Raw genomic sequence first — 12,398 nt, forward strand, 5'->3', positions numbered from 1 at the left:
CCCAACATAGGTGGTCACCATGAGCGACACGCAGGCCCACTTCGCAGTCCTCAGGCAGACGGCCGATCCGGCCGTCGTCGACGCCATGCAGCAGCTGATCGCTGATGGCGATGATCGCGAGCTCAATCGCATCAACGTGCTGGATTTCTCGCGCCGCACCGGGCTCGACGAGGAGAAGGCGATTTCCGGCTTCTTGCACGCCTCGCGGCTCGGCCTGTTCGACATGAGCTGGAACGTGCTGTGTCCGGGCTGCGGCGGCGTGCTCGATGCCCACACCACGCTGAAATCGTTGCGTCATGACGACTACAATTGCGCGTTGTGCGCGGCCGGCTATGAGGTCTCAGTCGACGAGCTGGTCGAGGTCGCCTTCACCGTCAGCCCGCGGGTCCGCCACATCGCCGCGCATGATCCCAACACGCTGCCGATCTGGGAATACTTCCGCCAGGTGTTCTGGAGTTCAGGGATCGAGCTCGACGAGAGCTCGGTGTCGACCCTGATCAATGAGGTCACGCTGGAGGGGCTCGAGCTGCCGCCCGGCGAAAAGGCGATCCTGTCGCTCAACCTGCCCAACGAGTTCATCATCGTGTTCGAGCCGGTGACACATTCGGCGCACTTCTTCGCCATCGAGGGCGAGCCGACCACCGAGCGTCAGCAATTCTCGATCGCGTTCAACAAAACGCATGCGCCGACCGGCACCTCGACGATGCGGCCGGGGCCGCTGCGGCTTTCGCTGGAGAATCACGCCGACGTTCGCGTGCTGCCCTCGGTGTGGGTCGCCGGCGATCCGCTGCACAAGCTTGTCGGCAAGCGCAAGCCGATCCTCACCGCGAAACGGATGCTGTCGAACCAGACCTTCCGCGACGTGTTCAAGGCCGACAATCTCACCGGCGACCAGCGGCTGAAGATCACCGCGCTGACTTTCCTGTTCACCGATCTGAAGGGTTCGACCGCACTCTATGAGCGGGTCGGCGATCTCGCCGCGTTCGATCTGGTGCGCGCGCATTTCCACGCGCTGCTCGAGATCATCGCTTCCGAGCGCGGCGCGGTCGTGAAGACGATCGGCGACGCCGTGATGGCGACCTTCATCCGGCCCGAGCATGCATTGTCGGCAGGCTTGCGGATGCGGGCCGCGATGAAGCAGCTCAACACCGAGCGCGGCAAGGAGGATCTGATCGTCAAGATCGGCATCCACGAGGGGCCGTGCCTCGCGGTGACGCTGAACGAGCGGCAGGACTATTTCGGCCAGACCGTGAACATTGCAGCCAGGGTGCAGAGCCTGTCGACGTCACAGGAAATCCATTTGACCCAGCCGGTGATGGAATCGGCTGAAGTCGCAGGCATCCTCGATCGCGCCGCGATCAAGCCGATCCAGAAGGAAGCGGCATTGCGCGGCATTGCCGACAAGCTCGTGGTGTACGAGATACCGTAGTCATATTGCGGAAACGTAATGCTTGCCGAAACGTAATGCCGCAGCGGGGACCTGCGCGGATTGCGCCGGTTCTGTTTCCACGCCATATAGGTTTCAGCTTCATTCGACAGAGAGAGCGATGCTCGACGGACTCCGCCAATTCATTGCCGATATCGTCTCCCCCGATGCCCGGGCCGACCGCAGTTTCGATGACGGCGACTATCGCTTGGCGGCGACCGCGCTGCTGGTGCATGTCGTCTCGCTGGACGGCGAGCCGACGCCGACCGAGACGCGCAAGCTGCACAGCCTGATCGAGAGCCGTTTCCAGCTCGATCCCGGCACCGCCGACAAGTTGATCGCTTCCGCGATGCGCGTCGAAGGCGAGGCCGTGGATCTCTATCACTTTACCAGCGTGATCATGCGCTCGGTGAATGAGGAGGGGCGGCTGCGCATCGTCGAGATGATGTGGGAGCTGGTCTATGCCGACGGCCAGGTCAGCGAGTTCGAGGACAATGTGGTCTGGCGCGCCGCCGACCTGCTCGGCATTTCCTCGCGCGACCGCATCGACCTCAAGCACAGGGTCGCCGAGAAGCAGGCCGAGCTGCCGAAGGGCCCCTGGGGCACGGCAGACGCGGCAATTTGACAGGGTCGGCTGCGCAAGCGGGTGCATCGTCGCCGGCATCACGGATGACGAAATTTTAATTTCCGCCGCGATCGGGGGCGATCCGACTGAAAATCGGTAGTTTCGTCCCGAAACCAGCGCCTCAGCCGCTATCCACAAGCCCATACACGGCTTGCGTCGCACCGCATGCCTATGCTCTCGTCGCCCCGCAGGGAACCTCACTAGAATTTGCAGTAAGAGTTTGAAACGTGACTGAGCGTGTGACGCTGATAACCGGGGCATCGGCGGGCATAGGCACCGAACTGGCGCGCGTGTTTGCATCAAAGGGGCACCGCGTGGCGCTGGTGGCGCGGCGCGCCGATCGCCTGACTGCGCTCGCCGACGAGCTTGGGGCCAAGGGCGGCGCGGCCCCGATCGTGATCCCCTGCGATCTCCAGCAGACCGATGCGGGCGACCGGATCGCGCAGGCCCTGACCGAGGCCGGGGTCGAGGTCGAATATCTCGTCAACAATGCCGGCTTCGGCCTGTTCGGCCTCGCTGTCGAGCGTGACCGTGCCGAACAGCTCAACATGATCAGCGTCAACATCCGTGCGCTGACCGACCTGACGCTGCGCTTCGCCGACCAGCTGATCCGCAATCGCGGCGGCATCCTCAATCTCGGCTCGATCGCGGGATTCCTGCCGGGCCCCGGCATGGCCGTGTACTACGCCAGCAAGGCCTATGTGCTTTCATTCTCCGAGGCATTGCGCTGTGAGCTGGCGCCGAAAGGCGTGCGCGTTACCGTGGTTTGCCCTGGTCCCGTGCCGTCCGAATTCCAGGATCGCGCAGGGTTTGCCCCGGGATTCGATTCCGCGATCCTCAACGTTGCGCCTGATGAGGTCGCCCGCCAGGCCTATCGCGGCCTGATGGCCAACAAGCGCGCCGTGCTGCCCGGCGCCTTCATCAAGGTCGTGCCGTTCCTGCTCCGGCTGTTTCCGCGTTCGTTCATCCTGTCGGCGGTCGGCGGCTTTCAGCTCCGCAAGCGCTAGCCCCCTGAAGCGTTCCCTCGGTCGTCGTTAAGGCTGTCTCTGGCCCGCGATTTGCTTCGCGCGTGTGTGCGCAAACTCACACGATGTTAACGAGCACTTAGCTATGATCGCACCTTACGTGCCGAATCCTTAAGCAGAGGCCAAACCTTCAAGCAGAGGCAATGTCGTTCCGGTCTGACCAAAGCCGTGTCGTGGTACCCTTCGCAAACCGAAGGCCGACCGCGGTCACGCCGGTAGATCAGGTTTCGGATCAGGCTGCGCTAAGGCCGGTGCTGATCGTGCTGCATCAGGAGACCTCGACTCCCGGCCGGATCGGCAACGCGCTGCGTGCGCTGGGCTACCCCCTCGACATCCGCCGTCCGCGCTTCGGCGATACGCTGCCCGACACGCTCGAGATGCATGCCGGCGCGGTGATCTGCGGCGGCCCGATGAGCGCCAACGATCCCGACGACTATGTCCGGCGCGAGATCGACTGGATTTCCGTTCCGCTGCGCGAGCAGCGTCCGTTCCTCGGCATCTGCCTCGGTGCGCAAATGCTGGCGCGGCAACTCGGCGCGCGCGTCGCGCCGCATCCGCAGGGCCGTGTCGAGGTCGGTTACTACCCGGTCAGTCCGACGGACGCGGGCCGCGCCCTTTGCCCGGACTGGCCGGCGCGCGTCTATCATTGGCATGGCGAGGGCTTTCGACTGCCCGACGGCGCGGACCTGCTTGCGACCGGCGATGATTTCCCGGTGCAGGCGTTCCAGTTCGGCAACGCCTTCGGCCTGCAATTCCATCCCGATGTGACCTACGCGATGATGCATCGCTGGACCACGCGCGGTTGCGCGCGGCTGGATTCGCCGGGCGCGCAACCGGTCCATCAGCACTTCGCCGGGCGCGCCGTGCATGATGCCGCCGAGCGCGCGTGGCTGAAGCATTTCATCGACGGCTGGATCGCGCGCGTGCCGCGGCCGATGCTGCTGCAGGCGGCGGAATAGCCGCCGCGCGGAATTTCGCGCCGCCCTTTTCATTCTGATGGATGTGCTACTGTCGGCTGCCGCGCGTGGCTCGTATCGCCGTGCGAATTCATAACAACAAGGCCAGGGAGATCGCCGTGAGCTATCAGCACATCCTCTATGAGGTCAGCGACCGGATCGCGACCATCACGCTCAATCGCCCGGACCGCATGAATGCGTGGACCGCGATCATGGAGCGCGACGTGCGCCATGCGATGGAGGCGGCGGCGAACGATGACCATGTTCGCGTCATCATCCTGACCGGCGCGGGCCGTGGCTTCTGCGCCGGCGCCGACATGGAAGCGCTGCAGGGCATCGATCCCAACGAGGTCAGGCGTGGCGAGAGCATTCCGTTCGACATGAACCGCCGCGCCGACTGGCAGACGCGTTACGCCTATTACCCCGCCATCAAGAAGCCAGTCATCGCGATGCTCAACGGCGCTACCGCCGGCATCGGCCTGGTTCACGCGCTGTATTGCGATCTGCGCTTCGCCGCCGACAGCGCGGTGTTCACGACAGCCTTCGCGCGGCGCGGCCTGATCGCCGAGCACGGCATCAGCTGGATGCTGCCGCGCATCGTCGGCCATGCCAACGCGCTCGATCTGTTGATGTCGGCGCGGCGGGTGTCGGCCGCGGAGGCGCTGCGCATCGGCCTCGTCAACCGGCTCTCTTCGCCGGAGAAGCTGCGCGAGGACACCTATGCCTATGCCCGCGACCTCGCCGATTTCGTCTCGCCGAGCGCGATCGCGGTGATCAAGCGTCAGGTCTATGACGTGCCGTTCCAGACCCTCGCCGAGGCTACCATAGACGCCAACCGCGAAATGCAGATCGCGCTCAAGGGCAATGATTTCCGCGAAGGCGTCGCGAGCTTCGTGGAGAAGCGGCCGCCACGGTTTACGGGGACGTGAGGGGGATTGGGGCTGGCGGCGAGGCGTCGGAGAAGAGGGGTTTGGACCGGTCCGTCTTCGCCCTTTGGGCTTCGCCGGACACCACGCTTCGTCCTTCGGGCTCTGCGCGGCTGCGCCACGCGTAGCCCGAAGGCGAAGCGTGGTGGAGCCAGGCGGGATCGAACCGCCGACCTCGTCATTGCGAACGACGCGCTCTCCCAGCTGAGCTATGGCCCCATCGCGACCGGGTGTTGCTGAGTGTCCCGGCCGTCAGTCGGGCGCCATTTACAGTCCCGCCCAAGGCCAAGTCAAGAACGGCGAAACGGCTGTTTTCGACCTTTCCTGCCCGGAACTTCCCTTGTTTGCGGGGGGCCGAACCGATATTTAGAGCATGATCCGGACCCGGCGGGCCGCGTTAGCGAGAAGTACGCAGCGGTTTTCCGAGAAGATCCTGCTCAAACGAGAAGCGCGCTGGCGGTTCAAGTCCGGTTTCGTTGCGCTTTACCTGGTCGTCCCACCCGCGAGCCCCCATCATATGCGCGCTGTTCTCGACATCGTCATCATCGTCCTCGACCTTTATGTCTGGCTGCTGATCGCCTCGGCCATCCTGTCCTGGCTGGTCGCCTTCAACGTGGTCAACACGCGCAACCAATTCGTCTCGGCGGTGGCCGAGTTCCTCTACCGGATCACTGAGCCGGTGCTGCGGCCGATTCGCAATGTGATGCCGAATCTGGGCGGTCTCGATATCTCGCCGATTATCGTGATCCTGATCATCATGTTCATCCAGCGGGTGATCGCTTATTACATCTATCCCAACGTGATCTGATCCCTGGCGATGGACCGCTGCTGATGGATTGCTGATGGATCCTTGGCGCTATTCCACCGAGGGCATCAGCATCGCGTTGCGCGTGACGCCGCGCGGTGGCCGCGACGACATCGACGGGATCGAAACGCTGGCCAACGGCCGTTCGGTGGTGAAAGTGCGAGTCCGTGCCATCGCCGAGGGCGGTGAGGCCAACCGGGCGGTGACGGAGTTATTGGCGAAGGCGCTCGGCGTGCCCAAGGCCAGGGTGAAGCTGCTATCGGGGGCAACCTCGCGGCTGAAGCAGGTGGCTGTCGACGGTGACCCTAAGGGGCTTGGCGAAACGCTGAGAAAATTGACGGCGGCAAAGCCGAACCAAGAGACGAAGGACTGACATGACCGCCCGCATCATCGACGGAAAAGCCATCGCCGCCGAGCTTCGCGCCCGCGTCGCCGACGAGGTCGCCCGCGTCAAGCGCGACCATGCGCTCACGCCGGGGCTCGCCGTGGTGCTGGTCGGCCATGATCCGGCGAGCGAGGTCTATGTCCGCAGCAAGCACACCCAGACCCAGGCCGCCGGCATGGCCTCGTTCGAGCACAAGCTGCCGGAGGATGTGTCGCAGGCCGATCTGCTGGCGCTGATCGCGCGGCTCAACCGCGATCCGCTGGTGCATGGCATCCTGGTGCAGCTGCCGCTGCCGAAATCGCTGCACACCGAGACCGTCATCAATGCGATCGATCCGGCCAAGGATGTCGACGGCCTGCATCCGAACAATGCCGGCCGGCTCGCCGGGGGCCTGGCTGCGCTGTCGCCCTGCACCCCGCTCGGCTGCATCATCCTGACCAAGAGCGTGCATGCCTCGCTTGAAGGAATGAGCGCGACCGTGATCGGCCGTTCCAATCTGGTCGGCCGTCCGCTGGTGCAATTGCTGCTGAACGAGAACGCGACGGTGACGATCGCGCATTCGCGCTCGCGCGATCTGCCGAAACTCTGCGCCCAGGCCGACCTGGTCTATGCTGCGGTCGGTCGTCCCGAGATGGTGCGGGGCGACTGGATCAAGCCGGGCGCGACCGTGATCGATGTCGGCATCAACCGCATTCCGGTGCCCGGCGGCAAGCCGAAGCTGGTCGGCGACGTCGCATTCCAGGAAGCGCTCGGCGTCGCCGGCGCGATCACGCCGGTGCCGGGCGGCGTCGGACAGATGACGGTGGCGTGCCTTCTTGTCAACACGCTGCGTGCCGCCTGCGCGATCCAGGGCCTGCCGGCGCCGGCGGTGTGAGATAGCTGGGAAATCTCTCCGCAGTCATTGCGAGGAGCGAAGCGACGAAGCAATCCACCGTCCCACACGTGCGGTGGCATGGATTGCTTCGCTTCGCTCGCAATGACGGAAGAGCGCGCCGTATCGACTACGCCGTCACTTCTTCTTCGCCCGCTCGATGCCTTCGAGGATCAGTTTGCGGGCTTCGTCGGCGTCGCCCCAGCGCAGCACCTTCACCCACTTGCCCTTCTCGAGATCCTTGTAGTGCTCGAAGAAGTGCTGGATCTGCTGCAGCGTGATGTCGGGCAGGTCGCTGTAATTGTGCACCTTGTCGTAGCGCTGGGTCAGCTTCGAGGACGGCACCGCGATGATCTTCTCGTCGCCGCCGGCCTCGTCCTCCATCAGCAGCACGCCGACCACGCGGACGCTCATCACGGCGCCCGGCACGATCGCGCGGGTGTTGACGATCAGCACGTCGCAGGGATCGCCGTCGCCCGACAGCGTGTGCGGGATGAAGCCGTAATTGCCGGGGTAGCGCATCGGCGTGTAGAGGAAGCGGTCCACCACGAGCGTGCCGGCCTCCTTGTCCATCTCGTATTTGATGGGCTCGCCGCCGACGGCAACCTCGATGATGACGTTGACGTCGTGGGGCGGATTCTTTCCGATCGATATGGCGTCGATACGCATGGATTGCTCCGCGTGGCCTTCTGGAAGTTGAGAACGATGTGATTTTTTGGTTGGCGCCGCCAGGCCGCAAAACGACATCAGGCCCGGCCGTGGGGGCCGGGCTGGCCGTCGCGCGCAGCGCTCAGGCTGGTTTAGCCTTGCTGCAGCTGCGAGAGAAGCGGGATTTTCAGTTGGCCCAGGCGAAAGCGACCTTGTCGAGCGACTTCGGCCCGAACCGTTCCGAGGAGCGCGCCACCATCCGGCCGCCCAGCGCGCGGTAAAACTCGGTCGCCGGCTCGTTGTCGGAGAGTGCCCAGATCACCATGCTCTTCAGGCCGCTCTGCATCAGGTCGCGGCGGGCCGCGGCGAACAGGCGCCGGCCGAAGCCGAGGCCTTGGAATTCCGGCCGCAGATAGAGCTCGTAAATCTCGCCTTCGAAATGCAGGCTGCGGGCGCGGTTGCGGCCGTAATTGGCATAGCCTGCGATTCGGTCGCCGAACACCAGCACGCTGACGCGGCTGCCCTTGCGGATCGCGCTGTCCCACCACTGCGGGCCGCGGCGATTGATCAGCTTTTCGAGTTCGGCGCCGGGGATGATTCCCTGATACGCCGAGCGCCAGGCTTCGTCATGGGTAGACGCCACCGAGGCTGCGTCTGCAGCTTTGGCTGGCCGGACCTCGATTAGCGTTGTGCTCATGCATCCAATCAAAGCAAGTCGGAGGGCCGCCTTCAAGGTCCATCGTTAATTATCAGTTAACCTGTGGGTTTTTTGCATCAGTGTCATGAAAACTTGTGTCGAAAGAGGACACTTGCCAGGCTTGAGCGATCAATTGCCGATCCTGGCCTGTGCAAAGCGTGAATCGCGCGCACAGTATGATGGTGCCGTCGCTCGGAAAAAGCTCATTCGGGGCTGATTCGCCGCCAGGATCTGGCGTGCGATCCAAGCGCGATGTGGGTACTCCGAGTGCGCAGCCGCAGTGGATTTTTGCGCGCGCACGGTCTATGGCAGCGGCGATATCTGTGCGCGCCAAAACCAGCCCGATCGTGAGCGGACTGCGATGACGCTCTACTTCCTGATCAAGTATCTGCATGTGCTCGGCGCCATCGTGATCCTCGGCACCGGGACCGGCATCGCCTTCTTCATGCTGGCGGCGCATCGCACGCAAAGCGCGTCCTTTATCGCGCGCACGGCGTCGACGGTCGTGGTCGCGGACATGATCTTCACCTTGAGCGCGGTGTTGCTGCAGCCGGTGAGCGGCGGGCTGCTGATGTTGCTGTCGGCAACCAGCCTGACCGAGCGCTGGCTGTTGCTCTCGCTTGCGCTCTACGCACTGGCCGGCGTGTTCTGGGTTCCCGTCATCTTCATGCAGATGGAGATGCGCGACCTCGCGCAGGCGGCTGCCGATAAGGGGCTTCCGCTGCCGCCGCGCTACGCTGCGCTGTTTCGCCGCTGGTTCCTGTTCGGGATTCCCGGCTTCGGCTCGGTGATGATCATCCTCTGGCTGATGATCGCAAAACCATTCTAGAACATGATCCGATCTCATGAGTGACGATGCATCACACAATATCCTCGTGCTTGGCGCGTCGGGCCTGATCGGACGCTACCTCACCGACGATCTGAGGGCGCGCGGCTTTCACGCGATCGGGATCGCGCGGCAGTTCACGGCTGCACAAAAGATGAGCGCAGCCGATCTCGAGCTGCCACTGATGTCGATGGATGTCGCTGACCTGACGCAGCTGCTTCGCACCCACGAGGTCAATGTCGTCGTCAACTGCCTCGGCGTACTGCAGGACGGTCCGGGCAGCGACACAAGCGCGGTGCATCGCGACTTCGTGGCGCGACTGCTCGAAGCGATCCGCGACAGCCATCGCGCCATCCGTCTGGTGCACATTTCGATTCCCGGCAGCGCCGATCAGGATCGCACCGCCTTCAGCGCCACCAAGCGCAAAGCCGAACGGCTGATCGCGGCATCGGGGATCGCCCATGCGATCCTGCGCCCGGGCTTTGTGATCGCGCCATCGGCCTATGGCGGCAGCGCCATGCTGCGCGCGCTGGCGGCGCTGCCGGTGGATTTGCCGGCCGACGAGGCGGCGACGCCGTTCCAGCCGGTCGCGGTCGAGGACATCGCCGCCACCATCGCATGGCTCGCGACGCGCGATATCGACGACGAAGCGGTGCGCTCGGTGACATGGGACCTGATGCAGAAGCAGCCGGTCTCGCTCGGCGGCGTCATCGCCCAATTCCGCTGGTCGTTCGGCACGGCGAAGCAATTCCGTATCGCCTCGCCATCGTTCCTGATCGATCTCGGCGCCCGTCTCGGCGATCTCACAAACCGCCTCGGCTGGATGCCGCCGATGCGCTCCACTGCGATCGCCGAGCTGCGCCGCGGCGTCACCGGTGATCCCTCGCCCTGGATGCACGCGACCGGCATCGTGCCGAAGACGATCGCGCAAGCGGTCGGCGGCCGACCCGCGACGATCCAGGACAAATGGTTCGCGCGGCTGTTCCTGATCAAGGCGCTGATCTTCGCGAGCCTGGTGCTGTTCTGGGTCGCGTCCGGCTTCATCGCCCTTGTCATCTCCTATGACGCCGCCGCCGGCATATTGAGCGCGCATCATTTCCCGCCCGCTCTGGTCGGGCCGGTGACGGTCGGGACCAGCCTGATGGACATGAGCATCGGTGTATTGATCGCGATCCGCCGTGCCGCGGCGTTCGGTCTCGTTGCGGGCATCGTCGCCTCGCTGGGCTATATGTTCGGATCGGCGATCCTGACGCCCGACCTCTGGATCGAGCCGCTCGGCGCGCTGGTGAAGACCGGACCTGCGATCGTGCTGATGCTGGTGGCGCTCTTGATGCTGGACAATCGATAGCGTTTGCAAGCGAAGTGGGACCGGTTCGCGTGAAGAATACGCGTCGAAGGAAAACAAGATGAAGAGTTGGCCCGACGACGACGTGATCCTCTACGACGGCGTCTGCATCTTCTGCTCGCGCTGGGTCCGCTTCGTCGTCGCCCGCGACACGGCGCGCCGCTTTCGTTTCACGCCGATCCAGTCGGATTATGGCACCCGGCTTGCCAAGACCTTCGGCATCGACCCTGAGGATCCCGACACCAACGCCGTGGTCCATGGCGGCATCGCCTGGATGAAGTCGGATGCGGCGCTGACGGTGCTGAGCCATCTCCCCGGCTGGGGCTGGACGAGCGCGCTGTTCGCGGTGCCGAAGCCGCTGCGCGACACCGTCTACAGCCTCATCGCCCGCAACCGCTATCGCATCTTCGGGAAGTACGAGACGTGCTTCGTGCCGGACGCCGACATGCGGGCGAGGGTGCTGGAGTAGTTTCTGCCGTCACTGCGAGGAGCGGAGCGGCGAAGCAATCCACTCTATCCGTTCCGCGGCGCGATGGATTGCTTCGCTTCGCTCGCAATGATGATGTGGCTACTTTCGAGATACGAAAGCCAACACTTCCTTTGCCGCCCGCTCGCCCGAGTCCCGCGCGCCGTGCGCGGTCGAGAAGAAGTGCGGTGACGTCGCCTCGCCGGCGAAGAATAGCCGGCCGTCGACCGGTGCGGCGAGTGCGGCGCGCTTGTCGGCGTGGCCGGGCAGCGCGTGCGAGTAGGAGCCGCGGGCGAACGGGTCATGCGCCCAGCGGGATTCGCTGAGCGGCTTCAGCTTGCCGCGGAAATCATTGCCGAGGAAGGAGACGATCTCGTCGATGCTGTGCGCGGCGATGGCGCCGTCGCCGGCATCTTCGAGCGCTCGCGCAAAGCGGCCGCCGAAGAAGCCCTCGATGCAGGGCTGGCCGAACGGGCGGATGTGATAGGTGCCCATCTCGGTGCGCATGGTGGCGCCGCGCAGATTGCCTTCCTTCGGCAGCGCCTCGGGCTCGGCGAGCGCCAGCGTCACCTTGTCGGCAAGGCCGAGCGGCAGGCCGCGCGCGGCGTCGAGTTTTTCCGGCAGCGCCGGCGAGAAGCGGATCGCCGAGTCGGCGATCAGGTTGGTCGGCACGGTGACGATCACCTTGTCCGCCTCCAGCGTGCCGCGTGAGGTCTCGATGCGGATGCGCCTGGCGGAGTGATCGATCAGCCTCACCTCGCAGTTCAGCGCGACGGGCACCTGCTGACCATAGGCCTCGACCAGCGCGCCATAGCCGCGCCGCACCCGCCAATTGACGTTGCTGTCCTCATAGGCGTCGAAATCGAGAATCGAGAGCTGGTCGAGCTCGCAGCCGTTCACATAGGTCGAGATCGCATCGATCATCGGGTTCCAGCGATTGCCGGGCTCGAGGTAGCGATCGGCTGAGCCGTCCTTGCCGCCGCGCGCGGCCTGCTCGATGCGTTCGTAGAATTCGTCGAGCGCCAGCATGAACGCGTCGCGGTCGGCCTGCGGGAACGCCTTGCCATAGGCGCGCTCGCGCCACGGCGGCAGGTCCTTGTTGAGCTCGAAGCCGAGTTGCTCGGCGATGCCGACAAAGCTGTTCTGGTCGGCCGAATGCAGCCAGCCGCAGCCGACGTCGAACACCACGTCCGGTGCGGCCTGGATCGTATGCGCCCGGCCGCCGAGCCGATCGCGTGCTTCCAGGACGATGCTGGAGAGGCCGGTGCCCTCCAGCGCATGCGCGGCGCCGAGGCCTGCGGCGCCGGCACCGATGATGGCAACATCGACCGTGGAGGGAAGGGAACTCATGTCCCGGCTCTAGCACGTTCGCCGCCGGGCCTGAAGCGGCCTCACGC

General features: G+C 64.7%; 14 protein-coding genes and 1 tRNA gene. 11 read left to right on the top strand and 4 right to left on the bottom strand.

Annotation, left to right across the window (positions count from 1 at the left end; translation table 11 throughout):
- Positions 1-19 precede the first annotated feature (19 nt).
- The 5 genes from ACTUWL_RS16705 to ACTUWL_RS16725 all read left to right on the top strand — a co-directional run bounded on the left by ACTUWL_RS16705 (position 20) and on the right by ACTUWL_RS16725 (position 4,961).
- Complete coding sequence (locus tag ACTUWL_RS16705) at positions 20-1,429, top strand: adenylate/guanylate cyclase domain-containing protein (protein WP_021078225.1); 1,410 nt, start codon at positions 20-22, stop codon at positions 1,427-1,429.
- A gap of 118 nt (positions 1,430-1,547) precedes the next feature.
- Positions 1,548-2,051 (top strand): tellurite resistance TerB family protein, encoded by a 504-nt coding sequence (locus tag ACTUWL_RS16710; protein ID WP_021078226.1) that lies wholly within the window; start codon positions 1,548-1,550, stop codon positions 2,049-2,051.
- 227 nt (positions 2,052-2,278) lie between these two features.
- Positions 2,279-3,058, top strand: coding sequence for an SDR family NAD(P)-dependent oxidoreductase (locus ACTUWL_RS16715; protein ID WP_021078227.1), 780 nt, complete (start codon positions 2,279-2,281; stop codon positions 3,056-3,058).
- A gap of 161 nt (positions 3,059-3,219) precedes the next feature.
- Positions 3,220-4,035, top strand: coding sequence for a glutamine amidotransferase (locus ACTUWL_RS16720; RefSeq protein ID WP_021078228.1), 816 nt, complete (start codon positions 3,220-3,222; stop codon positions 4,033-4,035).
- 116 nt (positions 4,036-4,151) lie between these two features.
- Positions 4,152-4,961, top strand: a complete 810-nt coding sequence (locus ACTUWL_RS16725; RefSeq protein WP_021078229.1) for an enoyl-CoA hydratase — start codon at positions 4,152-4,154, stop codon at positions 4,959-4,961.
- A 140-nt stretch (positions 4,962-5,101) separates the two neighbouring features.
- Here the strand turns inward: ACTUWL_RS16725 and ACTUWL_RS16730 are convergent.
- Positions 5,102-5,177 (bottom strand) — tRNA-Ala (locus ACTUWL_RS16730).
- Between the two features lie 298 nt (positions 5,178-5,475).
- Here ACTUWL_RS16730 and ACTUWL_RS16735 point away from each other — a divergent pair.
- The 3 genes from ACTUWL_RS16735 to ACTUWL_RS16745 are packed head-to-tail and all read left to right on the top strand — an operon-like array spanning position 5,476 to position 7,022.
- Positions 5,476-5,766 carry a YggT family protein gene (locus ACTUWL_RS16735; RefSeq protein WP_021078230.1) on the top strand — a complete coding sequence of 97 codons (291 nt, stop codon included), beginning with the start codon at positions 5,476-5,478 and terminating at the stop codon, positions 5,764-5,766.
- A gap of 34 nt (positions 5,767-5,800) precedes the next feature.
- Entirely contained in the window at positions 5,801-6,136 is a 336-nt protein-coding gene (locus tag ACTUWL_RS16740) for a DUF167 domain-containing protein (protein ID WP_021078231.1), read from the top strand.
- A gap of 1 nt (position 6,137) precedes the next feature.
- Positions 6,138-7,022, top strand: coding sequence for a bifunctional methylenetetrahydrofolate dehydrogenase/methenyltetrahydrofolate cyclohydrolase (locus ACTUWL_RS16745; protein ID WP_021078232.1), 885 nt, complete (start codon positions 6,138-6,140; stop codon positions 7,020-7,022).
- A gap of 135 nt (positions 7,023-7,157) precedes the next feature.
- Here the strand turns inward: ACTUWL_RS16745 and ppa are convergent, their stop codons facing one another.
- Positions 7,158-7,688: an inorganic diphosphatase gene (gene ppa / locus ACTUWL_RS16750; RefSeq protein WP_021078233.1), complete on the bottom strand. Its 531-nt coding sequence runs from the start codon at positions 7,686-7,688 to the stop codon at positions 7,158-7,160.
- A gap of 166 nt (positions 7,689-7,854) precedes the next feature.
- Entirely contained in the window at positions 7,855-8,364 is a 510-nt protein-coding gene (locus ACTUWL_RS16755; protein WP_021078234.1) for a GNAT family N-acetyltransferase, read from the bottom strand.
- A 361-nt stretch (positions 8,365-8,725) separates the two neighbouring features.
- On the opposite strand from ACTUWL_RS16755, the gene ACTUWL_RS16760 reads away from it, so the two are divergent.
- Genes ACTUWL_RS16760 through ACTUWL_RS16770 form a run of 3 tightly spaced genes read left to right on the top strand, consistent with a single transcriptional unit; the run spans position 8,726 to position 11,004 of the window.
- Positions 8,726-9,193 (top strand): DUF2269 family protein, encoded by a 468-nt coding sequence (locus ACTUWL_RS16760; RefSeq protein WP_021078235.1) that lies wholly within the window; start codon positions 8,726-8,728, stop codon positions 9,191-9,193.
- A 16-nt stretch (positions 9,194-9,209) separates the two neighbouring features.
- Complete coding sequence (locus tag ACTUWL_RS16765; protein ID WP_021078236.1) at positions 9,210-10,538, top strand: SDR family oxidoreductase; 1,329 nt, start codon at positions 9,210-9,212, stop codon at positions 10,536-10,538.
- A gap of 58 nt (positions 10,539-10,596) precedes the next feature.
- Positions 10,597-11,004, top strand: coding sequence for a thiol-disulfide oxidoreductase DCC family protein (locus ACTUWL_RS16770; RefSeq protein WP_021078237.1), 408 nt, complete (start codon positions 10,597-10,599; stop codon positions 11,002-11,004).
- Positions 11,005-11,103: 99 nt separating this feature from the next.
- On the opposite strand, the gene ACTUWL_RS16775 is transcribed toward ACTUWL_RS16770, so the two are convergent.
- Positions 11,104-12,351: a flavin monoamine oxidase family protein gene (locus ACTUWL_RS16775; protein WP_021078238.1), complete on the bottom strand. Its 1,248-nt coding sequence runs from the start codon at positions 12,349-12,351 to the stop codon at positions 11,104-11,106.
- Positions 12,352-12,398: the final 47 nt, after the last annotated feature.

This window comes from Bradyrhizobium sp. WCU1, assembly GCF_053474805.1.